The organism is Cohnella suwonensis (assembly GCF_042655365.1).
Classification (GTDB): Bacteria; Bacillota; Bacilli; order Paenibacillales; family Paenibacillaceae; genus Cohnella; species Cohnella suwonensis.
Map to the genome: position 1 here is coordinate 438,985 of NZ_JBHSMH010000005.1, position 14,529 is coordinate 453,513.

Sequence of the window (14,529 nt, forward strand, 5' to 3'; positions counted from 1 at the left end):
AACGAAATTACGCTTCCTGCCGAACGATCCACAGATCCCGAGCCGCCAGCGTCGCGACGCCCTCGAGCTTGCCGCCGCTTAACAGGTCGGTTCCCGCGAACGATCCCAGATCGACTTGCGCAGGCTCCGGGTTATGGTTCAATACGAACAAGTACCGAACGCCATCCTTTTCCCTGACCGTCGTCTCGACGGCGGTGGGAGCGTCGGCCACGAGCGGCTCGATTCCGCGGGACGCGCACAGCGCCGGGAGCCACTCTTGCAAGAAAGCCGCTTCCGGACTCGTCGCCAAGTACCACGCCTCTCCTTTGCCGAAGGCGTTCTTCGTAAGCGCCGGCATGCCTTTGTAGAAATCTTCCCCGTATTCCGCGACGACCTCCGCGCTTTCCGGGTGTATCAGATCGCAAAGCATGCCGCATTCGTACGACGGCGCAAGATCGCCTTCCGGCGAACGAAGGACGATCCGGTTGCTTTGGGTCGGCAGCAAGGCGTCGATCTCCTCCGACCAGATGCCGAGCAGCTTGCGCAGCTCGCCCGGATAGCCGCCCAGCGTCACCAGGTCGCTTTCGTCGACGATGCCGCTGAAGAACGTCGTCAAGAACGTGCCGCCGCCCTCGACGAACGTCTCCAACCGCCGCGCGGCTCCCGGCTTCACCATGTAGAGAACCGGCGCGATGACGACGTCGTACCCACTCAAATCCGCGTCGACGCCGACGACGTCGACGGCGATATTGGCGCGCCAGAGCGCATCGTAATGCTTATGGAGTTCGTCGACGTACTTAAGAGCGATCGTCGGGCCGCTCGACAGCTCGACCGCCCACCAATTGTCCCAATCGAACAAGATCGCGACCTTCGCCTGAACGCGGGAATCGAGCAAGGCGTCGCCGAGCTTCGCGAGCTCTCCGCCCAGCGCGGCGCTCTCCCTGAATACTCGCGTATGCTCGTGGCCGACGTGCTCGATGACGGCGCCGTGATACTTCTCGCAAGCGCCGATAGATCGGCGCAATTGGAAGAACATGACCGTGTCCGCTCCGCGCGCGACGGCTTGATAACTCCATAACCTCATGACGCCGGGCCGTTTCAGCGAATTGTACGGCTGCCAGTTCTGCTGGCTCGGCGTCTGCTCCATGAGCATGAACGGTTGCCCTTCCTTCAGGCCGCGCATCAAATCGTGCATCATCGCCGTATAGCTGTAGGGCGTATCGAGACCCGGATAGTTATCCCAGGAGACGACGTCCATCTCTTTTGCCCACTTATGATAGTCGAGCTCCTTATACGCGCCCATCAAGTTCGTCGTTACAGGCACGTCGGGCGTAAGTTTTTTAACGGCGTCCCGTTCCAGCTTATAACACTCCAGCAAGCTGTCCGATTGGAATCGGCGGTAATCGATCGAGATCCCCTGGAAGTTCGTCGCCGTACGGCCGTTCCAGCTTCTCCATTCTTCGCTCAGCCCGTTCGGCGGAACGACTTCTTCCCAGTCGTAGAACGTATGTCCCCAGAAGCTGGCGTTCCAAGCGCGATTGAGCGCCTCGAGGCTGCCGTACCGCCCGCGGAGCCAGACGCGGAAAGCCGCCGCGCAATTGTCGCAATAGCAAAGCCCGCCGTATTCGTTGGAAATATGCCAAATGAGCAACGCCGGGTGATCCTTGTACCGCTCCGCGAGCTTCTCCGCCATGCGCACGGAATACGTCCGGTATGTCGGACTGTTCGGACACGAGTTATGCCGTCCTCCGAACTTCCGCTTGTTGCCGTCGAAGTCGACGCGGGTAATGTCCGGATATTTCCGCGCCATCCAAGCGGGATGGGCGGCCGTGCTCGTGGCGAGACAGACGCCGACGCCGTCCGCGTGCAGCTTGTCCATCATTTCGTCGAGCCAACCGAATTCGTAAGCGTCTTCGCTCGGTTGATTGTTCGCCCACGCGAATACGTTTAACGTCGCCACGTCGATGCCCGCAAGCTTAAACATTCTCAAATCTTCGTCCCATACCGATTTCTCCCACTGGTCGGGATTATAATCGCCGCCGTACCAGATTTTCGGCAACCGTTCGTTGATCATCGTCGCACCTCGGTCGTATGATTGATATCGTAAAATGTCGCTACTACGTTTATTATATAAGTACAGAATATTCGATCCCATATAATAAACCGGAAATCGCATATAAGAATATGGAGGTCCCTTTATGCTTAGACGAACCGTGTACCCCACGCCGGCGGAGTTGCTTCCGTTGCAGCTGGAGACGATCGGCTTGAATTCAGAGCAAGAACCGATCGCCCGCCCCCGCGGGTACCCTTGCTTCCACTGGCTGCAGACGATCGCGGGCGAAGGAGAATTACGTCTGCACGGCAAAGCCTACAAGCTTCCCGAACGATCCGGCTTCCTCCTTCATCCGAACGTCGAACATGCCTACTCCGCCAAAAGCGCGAATTGGCAAACGTATTACGTCACGTTCGCCGGTACGCAAGCGGCCGCCTTGGCGATCGAACTGCTCGGCGCCGCCCCCGGCAAGATTCAATGGGACAAAGACGACGACGAAATCGCGGAACAGCTCGAACGCCTCTTGGCGCTGGCCGAATCCGGCGGCGATCCGTCCGGTTGGAAAAGCTCCGCCGAGTTATATCGTTTCCTGACGATGCTCAAAACAAACGGAAGACAAAACCATCTTCCGTCGCTCTCCCGAAGGCTCGACCGGATCATGGAGCTTCTCGAATGGCTTGAAACGCAATACGCCAACCCCGACGTAGGGCTGGCGATGATGGCGGAGCGCCTGCATATCGGCGAAAGGCAACTGAACGAACGGTTCCGCGAGCTGTTCGGCCAGACGGCTTACGCCTATTTAATCCAATTGCGCCTTCGCAAAGCGAAAGAATGGCTCCCCGCCAGACCCGACTTGACCGTTCGCAGCATCGGCGAGGCGGTCGGCTTCCGCGACGCCAGCCATTTCGTGGCGACGTTCCGACAGAAGGAAGGCATGACGCCCGAGCAATACCGGCGTCTTCACGGAACGGCTTTCGTTTGAGCTTGGCCGCCGTATCGTTCCGACGCCGCCAAAGCGCGAACGCGGCCGCTCCCGATCATATAAAGCGAAACATAGATAATGAGGATCATCGTCCCGAACAACAACGTAAAAACAAAAGCGTTGCGATTGATCCCTTCGAGCACCCCTTCGATCAACCGGAACGGACTGAAGACGACGTCCCAGCTGTTCAGACGGACGACGCGACCCAAATAGACGCCGAAGCCGCCCAAATACGAAGTCGCGATCACGAATAACCAGCCCGCGAACGCGCCGCCATAGCGAACGACGATAGAATGAAAATGCCTCGCCGATTGATAGCCCAGCAATAAGCCGCACCAAGAGAATAGAAAGAACAGCACGAGATCGTACCAGACGAGCAAGTCTTCCTCCCGGTTATAGAAGCGGTATTCGTCGTTGAAGATCAAATGAATCAAATCCGTCGTTAAATACGGGGCATTCGGAAAGAGAAGCAGCCAACCGACGCCCAGGACCGCCAACCCTGTCGCAAGAGCGGTGCCGCCCTTGACGATACGGGCGTACGCGACGGCCGTCATCGAGAAGAGAAGCGGCAACCAGGCAAGGAACAAATTCCATAGCAGAAATTGATATTGCACATAGTCCATGCGCTCGGCTCTGATGACGATCAAGCACGCGCACAGCACGGAAGTCGCCGTCAGGACGTAAAACAAGGGATTTACGATCGGCATCGAGACAATCGAGGCATTCGCACCTCTCATTCGGCAACACCTTCTTCGACTGATTTTCTACGCTATACATATTGTATCATTATCGCCGCCATTCGGACAAATCCATACACATGCGACAAAAAATCCCGAAATGCCGCCAAGGCACTTCGGGATTGTTGAATGCATGCATGATTCGCGCTATCTCTCGAATTCAATAGGATCCCCGAATATAAGGATGCACGTCCGTCTCGTAAAACTCCGTTAAGCGGAGGCGTTCTTCCTCCGTGAAGGGAGTAACGTCCATCGCGCCCAGGTTATCTTCGACTTGACGGACGTTCTTGAAGCCCGGAATGACGCATGTGATCTCGGGTTGATCGAGAAGCCAGCGCAGCGAGGACCGCGTCATGTTCTCCCTGCCCTCGGCGATCCAAGCAAGCTTGCGCGCCAGATCCGCGCCTTTGGCGAACGGCAAGCCCGCGAACGTCTCCCCGACGTTAAAGGACTTACCGTCGCGGTTGAAGTTGCGGTGGTCTTCCGCTTCGAAGGTCGCGTCCGACGCGAACTTGCCCGTCAGCAAACCGCTGGCGAGCGGAAGGCGGACGAGCAGACCGACGCCGCGTTCGCTCGCCTTCGGCAACAGTTCCGCGAGTGGCTTCTGGCGGAACAGGTTAAAGATGATCTGAAGCGCCTGCACGCCCGGCTGCCCCAAGCATAGAAGCCCTTCTTCCACGCTTTCGACGCTGACGCCGTAAGCGCGGATCTTTCCTTCCGCCTTCAGCTTGTCGAGCACGCCGAATACGGCGCCATCCTTCAGAATCGCCATCGGCGGGCAATGGATCTGGTACAGATCGATCGCCTCCCGGTCAAGCCTGGTCAAGCTGTTCTCGCACCATTCGCGTACTCGCGCTTCGGAATACGTCGCCGGGTCGCGAATGTCTCCCGCCCGGCAGAACTTCGTCGCGATCGCGATGCGGTCTTCCTTGCCCTTAGTCGCTTGCGCCAGCAGACGCTCGCTTTTCCCGTCGCCGTAGACGTCCGCGGTATCGAAGAAGTTGACTCCCTCGTCCATTGCCCTGTCGAGCGCCCTCAGCGATTCCTTCTCGTCCGTCTGCCCCCAGGAACCGCCGATCGCCCACGTGCCGAAGCTGATTTCGCTAACGTCGATGCCCGCCTTGCCTAAAGGTCTGTATTTCAACCGAATCGAACTCCCCTTCTCTTCGCGATACTTCTCCCCGAACATTGTATCACGTGTATGGCGGGGAGAGAAAAGCGTTTTCCGATCCCAAAGTCTCTCGAATCAATTCCAAGAAACCCGCGAGATCTGCGAACCCGAAGAGTTAGCCGAGGACGAGACGAGCTGCTCCCGCTTCCGCACATATTTGCACACCGTCGATACGAAAGTCGCGTGAGACCACGTTAGCGGGGCGACCGACAACGGCGCGCCCGTCTCCGGGTGCACTTGCTCCGGCAAGTTGCCTCCGGGCAACGCGAACGTCGTCACCTTCTCGAGCGTTCGGCGCGGCTCCTCCAGATCCTCGAGCGACTTTGCCGTCTCGATCTGGAAGTTGGCCACCCACAGCGTGCAGATGATCCACGGATTGCCCGGGATTTTGCCGATATCGTCGGACTGCCTGAAATAATAGTCGTTCGTGTATCTGGCGATGCCGCCGACGTCCGTATGAATGCGAAGCTTCTCGGAGATCGCGTTCATCGTCCGCGACACTTTGTCGTCCTCCGCCGGGAACACGCCGAACTCGAACAAGCCGAACATGCTGCTTTCGACGGTCATGTCCTTCTCCCAGCGACCGTCGACGAAGACGATGCCGCGGGCGTAACGCCCCTCTTGCTCATCCCACAAGTGGGTGACGATGCCTTGCTTGATCTGCTCCGCGACGTCGCGGTACTGGTCGCTCCGGTCGTAATCGCCGAACAAATCGGAGAAATACGCGGCAGCCATAAGCCCGCCGTACACGGACGCGACCGTGTACGTCCAGATGCCGTACCGTTCCTCCCACAGGTCGTAGCTCGGCTTCGGCAATCCGAGATCCGGCTCCAAGTATTCGCACAGGAACGCCGAAGCTTTACGAATGAGCGTGCTATAGAGCGCTTGAGGCAGCTCGATCTCCCCGTGTCGGGCGTAGTCCTTCCAGAGCGCGTACAAGACGAGTGCCGTCTCGTCCTCTTGGATCGGCAGCCTCGGCACCCCTTGCACGACGTACGGATGCCAGCTCGAACCGACCGTGCCGTCCGGATTGTACTTATGGTGCAAGTAGCCATCCGGGGATAGATTGCGACCGCAGAAATGGAAGAAGGAAGCGATCGTGCCATGATACCCGGCAAGCGACATCGCGTCGGCGATCAGCGCGCCGTCGCGCGGCCACATGTAACTGTAATGGTCCCGGTTATATTGGAGAATATCCGTGTCGTTGGCCGCAAGAATGGCGCCCCGTTCGTCGATCTGCGTCCGCACGATAAGCAAGCTATGCTTGAATTGCCGGACGACGTGGGACGGCAAGTCGCCGAAGCTATCCCCGACGCGAGACAGCCAGTGGTTCCAGTAGATGACGATCCGGCTGAGCAGCTTCTCCGGATGGCTCTCTTGAACATACTGGTCGAGACGCTTGACCTCTTCCATATCGGAGCCGACCGACATCCAATAATAAATCGTTCTTTCGTTGCCCGGAGGGACGACCGTGCGGAAGCTGATCGTGCTGTCGACCGAGCCTTGCGCGATCGCGTTGCCCATCAGCTCGCCGTCTTCGGCGTCGCGCCACGTGCCTTCCGCGGAATGGAATCTCTTGATCCCCGTCGAATACTGATAGATGCCGCCCTTCTCCGATCGGCCGTTAAACATGAAATAGGAAGAGCGCTTGAAATGAAACAACGTCCGGTTGCCCGGATAAAATGCCGCCGTATCCCCGACTTCGTTGCCGTCGATCATCAGATCGTGGTGGAAAAACACCCTGACGTCCTTCTCCGCGCCGCCCAGATTGCGAACGACGACCCGCTTCAAGTAGATGCATTCCCGTTGATGGATGCCGTCGTTGAGCTGCAGCTCGAGACCGAGCCGTTCGTTGCGGGCGATGACGTTCGTCACGAGCGAATCCTCGATATAGCCGAGCTCTATTTGCCATTCCGGATCGTCGAGCCAGGCGAATTCTCCGTTGCTCCATACGCCGACCCGGCAAGCATGGCCCCCGACGTGATTCAGTTGTCCCACGAATGGAAAATAGACGTCGCGAATGTAGCAGGTGCCGTCCAAGTTGATGAGCATTTTACCGTTGCCGATGACCAGATGTCGCGCCATTCCTATCCACTCCTATGCTTATTTGCTTATGAGTTCTCTATAGAGTTCGAGGTATAGTTTCGCCGAGGCGCCCCAACCGTAGTCCGTCTTCGCGCCGTTCGCGACGATTTTCTCCCATTGCTCGGGCTTACCGTAGAACGATAGCGCGCGGCGGATCGTAAACAGCAAGTCGTGCGCGGACGGCGGACCGAAAGTAAAGCCGGTGCCGGCGCCCGTAAACTCGTTGTAAGGCTCCACCGTATCGCGTAAACCGCCCGTTTCCCGGACGATCGGCACGGACGAATATCGCAGCGCGATCAGCTGGCTGAGGCCGCACGGCTCGAAGCGCGACGGCATCAAGTACATGTCGGACGCCGCGTAAATGCGGCGCGCCAGCCCTTCGTTAAAGCCGAACCAGAGCGCGATTTTGCCCGGAAGTTTCGCGTGCGCCGAACGAAGCATGTCTTCGATCGCGGGTTCCCCCGCGCCGAGCACGACGAGTTGAACGTTTTCCTTCAGCAAAGCCGGAAGAATCTCCCCGATCAGATCGAAACCCTTCTGCCCGCTCAGCCTCGAGACGACGCCGAACATCGGAACGTTCTCGTCGACCGGCAATCCCAGCTCCCGCTGCAGCGCGGTTTTGTTCTTGCGCTTGCCCGCGAGGTCGTACCGGTATGGGAACGCGACGTTCGGATCGTTAAGAGGATCGTACACGTCGGTGTCGATACCGTTCAAGATGCCCCACAGATCGTGCGAACGTTGGCGAAGCACGCCGTCGAGCTTCTCGCCGTATTGCTCGGTTTGAATCTCGTAGGCGTACGTCCGGCTGACGGTCGACAGCTTGTCCGCGAACCGGAGCCCGCCCTTCATGCAGCTGGCCGCGCCGTAGAACGCCAGGCTGTCTTCCGTGAATGAGTCGTCTCCCGTCGAGAGAAGGTCTTGCAGCAAATCCCTAGAGAATACGCCTTGATACTGCAAATTATGAATCGTAAACACGGTCCGGATATCGCGATAGCCCGGCCGGCCCGAGTAACGGGTGCGAAGCAGGAACGGAATGAGGCCGGTCTGCCAATCGTGGCAGTGGAGCACGTCGGGCATCTCTTCCGGAGGTAGCGCCCCGAGCATCTCGAGCACCGCGAAGCTGAAGAACGCGAACCGCTCCGCTTCGTCTCCGTAACCGTACAAATACCCCCGCTTGAAATAAAACTCGTTGTCGATGAGCAGAAACCGGACGCCGTCGACGGTAACCGTCTGGATACCGCAATATTGCCGCCGCCAGCCCAGCTGAACTTCCATCACCGTTATCGTCTTCACTTCCGCGAGCAACGTTTTCGGGATTTCCCCGTACTTCGGCAGGACGACCGTTACGTCGACCCCTTGCTTCGCGAGAGATTTCGGCAGGGCGCCGACGACGTCGGCAAGCCCTCCGGTTTTCACGAGTGGCATCGCTTCGGATGCCGCGAACATGACCTTCATGGAATCCCCCGCTTAGATGACTTTGCGCTTGAGCGCGATGAACGGCAGCTCGACCGAGCCCCTCAGCTGCTGCATCGGACGAATCTCGACTTCTTTGTCCAAAATGCAGTTTTCGAGCGATCCGTCTTCCCCGACGATGCCGTTCTGCATGATGATGCTGTTGCGTACGATGGCGCCTTTGGCGATCTTCACGCCGCGGAACAGGATGCTGTTCGTAACCGTTCCTTCGATATCGCAGCCGTTCGCGATCAGCGAATGGGTCACGTCCGCTCCGGCGCGGTAATGCGTCGGCGGCTCGTCTTTGACCTTCGTGTAGATGGAGCCGGGCTTGAAGAACAGCTCCTTCCACACTTCGGGCTTCAGCAAGTCCATGCTATGCCGGTAATACGCGGCGATGTTGTTCACGACGCCGAGGACTCCATCGTACATGTATGCGTGCGCCTGTAACCGGTCCAGCGCCGGCAAGATCGCGTGCCGGACGAGGTGGTCCCGGCCGCGCGCGAGCGACGTGTCGACGAGGTCGAGCAGCAATTCCTTGCTCATAACGTACATCTCCATCGAGACGATGTCGGAGTCCAGCCTGCCGAAGTGGTCCTGCATTTCCACGATGCGTCCCGTTTCGTTCAGTCTGGCCTTACGGGCGAGGCCGGGCAAGCTTTCCGAGGTTTTCTTGCAGACGACGGTAATGTCCGCCCCCGTTTCCTTATGCTGCTCCAGCACCTTCGCGAAGTCGACGTTGCACACCATGTGGCTACGGGAGATGACGACATAATCGACCGTGCTGCGGGCGAAATAGTCCCTGTTCCGGTAGAAGTGGTACAGATCCCCCCTGCCGAAATCCGTCTGGTCGTCCATCGAAGGAGGCAGCACGAACAATCCGCTTTGCTTGCGATGCAAATCCCAGTTGCTGCCGGAGCCCAAGTGATCCATGAGCGACCGGTACTTCCGGTGCGCGAACACGGCGACTCTCGGAATGCCGGAATTGACCATCGATGACAATACGAAATCGATCAGCCGGTAACGGCCGCCGAACGGCACGGTCGCCAGGCAACGATTCGCCGTCAGCGACTCCATCTCGTCGGCTTCGTGGATCAAGTTAATGACGCCCATCATGGACAGCTTCATACCGGCTCCGCCTCCTTAAGCTCCGCCTCCGGGCGGATCGTTTCCCCGCTTCCGACGACCGCGATATCTTCCGCGAGGGCGGCGCCGACGTTGCAGCCGTCGCCTACGGACGCGCCTTCGCCCACGATCGCCCGAATGATGCGGCAGTCTTTGCCGATCGTCGCTCCGGGCATCAGGATGGAATCCTCGACGATGCTGCCTTCGCCGATCCGCGCGCCGTGGAACAGCACCGAACGGTTCACTTGGCCTTCCACGACGCAGCCTTCGTTAATTAGGGAGCCTTGCACGCGCGCGGTCGGCGCGACGTATTGGGCCGGTTGGTTCGGATTCGCCGAGAAGATGCGCCACGAGCGATCGTTCAACCGAAGCGACGGCTTATCTTCGAGCAGGTCCATGTTCGCTTCCCATAGGCTGTCGATCGTTCCGACGTCTTTCCAATATTCGTTGAATTGATAGGAGAACAACCGGGCGCCTTCCGCGAGCATCGTCGGGATGATGTCTTTGCCGAAGTCGTTGGACGACGATTTCTCGCTTTCGTCCCGGACGAGCGCTTCCTTGAGCACTTGCCAATTGAACATGTACACGCCCATCGAAGCGAGATTGCTTGTCGGCTTCTTCGGCTTCTCGGCGAATTCGGCCACCCGCCCGTCCTCGTCGACCTTCAAGATGCCGAAACGGCTCGCGTCCGCCCACGGCACGCTGATGACGGCGATCGTCGCGTCCGCGCGGTTCTTCTTATGCTCTTCGAGCAACAGATCGTAGTTCATTTTATAAATGTGATCGCCTGAAATAATGAGTACGTATTCGGGATCGTACCTCTCGATGAAGCCCATGTTCTGATAGATCGCGTTGGCCGTCCCTTTATACCACGTGCCGCCCTTCTGCCGGACGTATGGCGGAAGCACGTGCATGCCCCCTTCGCGCCGGTCGAGCCCCCAAGGCGTTCCGATGCCGAGATGCTGCGTCAATACAAGCGGTTGGTACTGCGTCAGTACGCCGACCGTCTCGATGCCGGAATGAACGCAATTGCTCAGCGTGAAATCGATAATGCGGTACTTGCCTCCGAACGGAACGGCCGGTTTCGCCAAATCCTTCGTGAGAACGCCCAAGCGGCGGCCTTCGCCGCCCGCGAGCAGCATGGCGATGCATTCGTTTTTGCGCATAAACTGCACTCCCTCCATGTTAGGTGCCGAAAGCCGAACTTGCCGATCTACATGTCTTCATGACCGCGAGATGACGCTTCTGACTGCCAAAGCTGGATGGATAAGGCGGGAACCGGTACTTCGATGCTGTAGGACTTGCCGTGCATGGGCGCCTCGGAAGCCGATACCCGGGTCGGCATTGGCGCGCCCGAGCCGCCGAAGTCGCTTTCGTCGCTGTTCAGCACGAGCTCGTACGTTCCGGGGGACGATACGCCGATTCGGTAAGCGCCGTACCCGTCGCGCGAGAAATTGCATACCGTCACGATCGGACGTTCGGCTTCGCCTCCGTTGCGTTGGAACGATAACATTCGTTGCGGAGCGTTGTTGACGTCGATCCATTCGAATCCTTCGGGCCGGTGATCGAGCTCCCAAAGGGCGGGACGGGCGGCGTATACCGCGTTCAGCCGTTCCGTGTACTTGCGCATGCTGTCGTGGAGCGGGTAACGGAGAAGATCCCAATCCAATCCGGCATAATCTTTCCATTCGTCGAATTGGCCGAATTCGCCGCCCATGAACAGCAGCTTCTTGCCGGGGTGAGTCATCCAGTACCCGTATAACAGTCGCAAGTTCGCGAACTTCTCGGGATACGGGCCGGGCATTTTGTTTAGCAAAGAACGTTTGCCGTGCACGACCTCGTCGTGGGAGAGCGGCAACACGTAATTTTCGGAGAAGGCGTAATGCATCGAGAACGTGATGAGGGAATGGCGGGAGGAGCGGTGTTCCGGGTCGGTCTCCATGTAGCGGAGCATGTCGTTCATCCAACCCATGTTCCATTTGTAGTTGAAGCCTAAGCCTCCTAAATAGGTCGGCGACGTGACGCCGGGATAGGAGGAGGAATCTTCGGCCATCATGAGGCTTTCGGGATAATAACGGAATACGGTTTCGTTCAGCTTGCGCAAAAATTGAAGAGCTTCGACGTTCTCGGTGCCGCCGTAAAGGTTCGTCGTTCGCATCTCTTCGGGCTTGTCGAAGTTCAGATCGATCATGCTGGCGACGGCATCCACCCTTAAGCCGTCGATATGGTAAACGTCCAGCCAGAACAACGCGTTGGAAAGAAGAAAGCTTTGGACTTGCGGCTTGCCGAAATCGAAGGCGAGCGTTCCCCACAGCGGCTTCTCCGCCATGCGGTAGTCGGCCGGCTCGTATTGCGGCGAACCGTCGAACCGTCGAAGCCCGTGATCGTCTTTGCAGAAGTGGCCGCACACCCAGTCGAGCAGAACGCCGATGCCCCGTCTGTGGCAGTTGTCTACGAGCTTCTGCAAGCCTTCCGGCGGACCGTAGCGGCTCGTTGCCGCGAAATACCCGGTCGCTTGATAGCCCCAAGACCGGTCGAACGGATGCTCGGCGATCGGAAGGATCTCGATATGGGTGTATCCCATCCCGCAGACGTAATCGACGAGTTCTTCCGCGAGCCGCCCGTAATCCCGGAATTGCTCCGGCGCGTCCATTCTCCACGAGCCGAGATGCGCTTCGTAGATGAGCATCGGACGGTCGTAAGGCTTGCGGCCCGCGCGGGCGCCCATCCATTCGCCGTCGCTCCATTCGTAGCGGTCCAGCTTCGCTACGATCGAAGCGGTATTCGGCCGCAGCTCGCTTCGGAAGCCGAACGGATCGGACTTCAGCCTGCGTTCGCCGTCGGCGCCGAGAATCTCGTACTTGTAACGGTCACCCTCGCGAAGGCCCGGTCCGAAGCCGACCCAGATGCCCGTCGATCCGGCGGGTCGCATGTCGACGACTTTGTTCCAGCCGTTCCAGCCGTTGAAATCGCCGACGACGTTGACTTCGCGGGCGCCCGGCGCCCAGAGGACGAATCGTACGCCCTCCCGTCCTTCCCAGTGCGTAACATGCGCCCCGAACGTGCGATAAGCTTGAAACAACTGCCCGGTATTGAATAAGTACAGGTCGTCGGATGAAACGTGAACCGGCGATGCCTGCATGCGACGTCACCTCCCGGCGGATAGGGGCTTGGTTGGTCTGGAGCGATGGTTAGCGGATGGTTAGCGGATTGTTAACATTGTTAAGTACTTGTTAACATTCCTCACAAATTACATGAAACTTACGTACATTATAGCGAATGTTATGAAAATATTCACCCCATTTTCAAAAAAGTCGCAAGAAAGTTCACGGACTCGCGTCCGAGATCGTCTAAGATTATGTCGATCATACGATTTGTATACCGCGCGTAAACGCGAGAAGGCCGCCGGAGCGCCGGCGGCTTTCTTTGACTTAGATACTATTCGCTTGCTCTCAAGCCATGGCGGCGTCGACGGTCGCCCTGAAATCGAGCTTGCCGTCGACGCTTTCCCTTTATTCCGGCGACTGTACGACCGGCGAAACCTTCTTGCCCCATACCGCCTGGCCTTGATCGTCCAGTCCGGTGAAGACCAGCGTCGCCCGGTTCAGCTCCCAATCCCACGACGTAAGAACGAGCAGCGTCTCCGTCTGTTCCCCGTCGCCGCTGCGCCAATGCAACGTTAGCGTATGGTCGCCGTCGAACGTCCATGCGTCTTCCCCGTCCTCCGTCCCGATCCGCCCGTTCGCAAGCAGCCGCAACGTCTTGGACTCCGCGACGCCGTCAATCAACCGCTCGTGCACGACGCGTTGCCATTCGTCGGCAAGCTCCGTTAGCGGAATCGGCTGCACCTTCTCCCCCGCGTACCGTTCCGGCGAGACGACCGGCCAGCCGTCCGCCGTCCAGAGCAGCTTGCGAACGTGCAGGTACATCCAGTTCGGATCCGCCTCCGGGCGCGCATGATGCACGATATAGTCGTTGTCCCCGTCCTGCAGGATCGAATTGTGTCCGGGGGCGATCCAACCGTCCGCGTCGCCGAACTTATAGCCCCCCATGATCTTCGTGCCTACGTCGAACTGCGGGTCGTAGGCCGTATCGGCCAAGTCTCTGCCGTTATAGTCGAGATAAGGTCCGGTAATCGAGTCGGAACGGCCGACCCGGACGTTGTAATCGGACGAGAGCGAATCGTACGACACGAACAGGAAGTATTTCTTCAGCTTCGGCTGGTAGATGAGATAAGGCCCTTCCACCGCGCCCGATTCGCTGGCCGTATTCCGCGCCGCGATCCGCTGGCCGAAGCCGGCTTCCTTCGGTTTCCCGGTAACCGGATCCAAAGGCAATATGTGAATGCCGTCGAAAAACGAACCGTACACGAACCATAGCTTACCGTCGGCATCCGCGACCACGTTCGGATCGATCGCGTTCGGTCCGTCTCCTTCTCCGGTCTTGACCACTTCCCCTTCGTCCTGCCAAGGTCCTTCCATGGACGAGCTGGTCGCGACCCCGATATACGAACGGTTCGAACCGAACGTAGACGAGGAGTAGTACAGATAATACTTGTCGCCGAACTTCTCCGCGTCGGGCGCCCACAGATTCGGACCTCCCGACCAGGCGGCGGCTTCCGCGGGAACCCCGTCGAACGCCCGGCCGACCCACTGCCAATGAATGAGGTCCTTCGATTGGCGCACCATCACCCCCGGCCGAGCCGGGCCGCCAACCTTGACGTCGGTCGACACGACGTAATACGTGCCGTCGTCCGTCTTGATAATGGCCGGATCGTGCGTATTGGTCGTCGTCCAAGAGGCTTCGTCGTCGATATGCACCGTATCGAACATCGCCGTCTGCGGCGGAGCGGAAGGATACGCGACCTCATGGCGCGGACTCTGGGAGCATCCGCCGATCAACAGCATCGCCGCAACCCCCAATCCGATCGCTATTTTATTCATGC

The 14,529-nt window shown here is 58.6% G+C and carries 10 protein-coding genes; 1 reads left to right on the top strand and 9 read right to left on the bottom strand.

What is annotated here, in order from left to right:
- Window positions 1-7: 7 nt before the first annotated feature.
- The gene (locus tag ACFPPD_RS04275) at window positions 8-2,053 is read right to left on the bottom strand and encodes a beta-galactosidase (protein ID WP_209743449.1); all 2,046 of its coding nucleotides are present in this window, start codon (window positions 2,051-2,053) and stop codon (window positions 8-10) included.
- Window positions 2,054-2,177: 124 nt separating this feature from the next.
- Between ACFPPD_RS04275 and ACFPPD_RS04280 the strand changes: the two genes are divergently transcribed.
- Complete coding sequence (locus ACFPPD_RS04280; RefSeq protein WP_209743451.1) at window positions 2,178-3,014, top strand: AraC family transcriptional regulator; 837 nt, start codon at window positions 2,178-2,180, stop codon at window positions 3,012-3,014.
- On the opposite strand, the gene ACFPPD_RS04285 is transcribed toward ACFPPD_RS04280, so the two are convergent.
- The 8 genes from ACFPPD_RS04285 to ACFPPD_RS04320 form a co-directional block, all read right to left on the bottom strand.
- Window positions 2,993-3,751 carry a DUF1361 domain-containing protein gene (locus ACFPPD_RS04285; protein ID WP_209743453.1) on the bottom strand — a complete coding sequence of 253 codons (759 nt, stop codon included), beginning with the start codon at window positions 3,749-3,751 and terminating at the stop codon, window positions 2,993-2,995. The genes ACFPPD_RS04280 and ACFPPD_RS04285 overlap by 22 nt on opposite strands.
- A gap of 160 nt (window positions 3,752-3,911) precedes the next feature.
- Entirely contained in the window at window positions 3,912-4,895 is a 984-nt protein-coding gene (locus ACFPPD_RS04290) for an aldo/keto reductase (RefSeq protein ID WP_209743455.1), read from the bottom strand.
- 102 nt (window positions 4,896-4,997) lie between these two features.
- Window positions 4,998-7,007, bottom strand: a complete 2,010-nt coding sequence (locus ACFPPD_RS04295; RefSeq protein ID WP_209743457.1) for a glycoside hydrolase family 15 protein — start codon at window positions 7,005-7,007, stop codon at window positions 4,998-5,000.
- Between the two features lie 18 nt (window positions 7,008-7,025).
- On the bottom strand, window positions 7,026-8,462 hold the full coding sequence (glgA, locus tag ACFPPD_RS04300) for a glycogen synthase GlgA (protein ID WP_209743459.1): 1,437 nt from the start codon (window positions 8,460-8,462) through the stop codon (window positions 7,026-7,028).
- 12 nt (window positions 8,463-8,474) lie between these two features.
- Window positions 8,475-9,587 carry a glucose-1-phosphate adenylyltransferase subunit GlgD gene (gene glgD, locus ACFPPD_RS04305; protein ID WP_209743461.1) on the bottom strand — a complete coding sequence of 371 codons (1,113 nt, stop codon included), beginning with the start codon at window positions 9,585-9,587 and terminating at the stop codon, window positions 8,475-8,477.
- Window positions 9,584-10,750 (bottom strand): glucose-1-phosphate adenylyltransferase, encoded by a 1,167-nt coding sequence (locus tag ACFPPD_RS04310; protein WP_209743463.1) that lies wholly within the window; start codon window positions 10,748-10,750, stop codon window positions 9,584-9,586. Before ACFPPD_RS04310 ends, glgD begins: the two co-directional genes overlap by 4 nt.
- A gap of 47 nt (window positions 10,751-10,797) precedes the next feature.
- Entirely contained in the window at window positions 10,798-12,726 is a 1,929-nt protein-coding gene (gene glgB, locus ACFPPD_RS04315) for a 1,4-alpha-glucan branching protein GlgB (protein WP_209743465.1), read from the bottom strand.
- Window positions 12,727-13,096: 370 nt separating this feature from the next.
- Complete coding sequence (locus ACFPPD_RS04320; protein WP_378081301.1) at window positions 13,097-14,527, bottom strand: arabinan endo-1,5-alpha-L-arabinosidase; 1,431 nt, start codon at window positions 14,525-14,527, stop codon at window positions 13,097-13,099.
- Between the last annotated feature and the right edge of the window lie 2 nt (window positions 14,528-14,529).

Coding starts and splice junctions, on each gene's coding strand:
- ACFPPD_RS04275 (WP_209743449.1), bottom strand. CDS start 2,053: ATGATCAACGAACGGTTGCCGAAAATCTGGTACGGCGGCGATTATAAT.
- ACFPPD_RS04280 (WP_209743451.1), top strand. CDS start 2,178: ATGCTTAGACGAACCGTGTACCCCACGCCGGCGGAGTTGCTTCCGTTG.
- ACFPPD_RS04285 (WP_209743453.1), bottom strand. CDS start 3,751: ATGAGAGGTGCGAATGCCTCGATTGTCTCGATGCCGATCGTAAATCCC.
- ACFPPD_RS04295 (WP_209743457.1), bottom strand. CDS start 7,007: ATGGCGCGACATCTGGTCATCGGCAACGGTAAAATGCTCATCAACTTG.
- glgA (WP_209743459.1), bottom strand. CDS start 8,462: ATGAAGGTCATGTTCGCGGCATCCGAAGCGATGCCACTCGTGAAAACC.
- glgD (WP_209743461.1), bottom strand. CDS start 9,587: ATGAAGCTGTCCATGATGGGCGTCATTAACTTGATCCACGAAGCCGAC.
- ACFPPD_RS04310 (WP_209743463.1), bottom strand. CDS start 10,750: ATGCGCAAAAACGAATGCATCGCCATGCTGCTCGCGGGCGGCGAAGGC.
- glgB (WP_209743465.1), bottom strand. CDS start 12,726: ATGCAGGCATCGCCGGTTCACGTTTCATCCGACGACCTGTACTTATTC.
- ACFPPD_RS04320 (WP_378081301.1), bottom strand. CDS start 14,527: ATGAATAAAATAGCGATCGGATTGGGGGTTGCGGCGATGCTGTTGATC.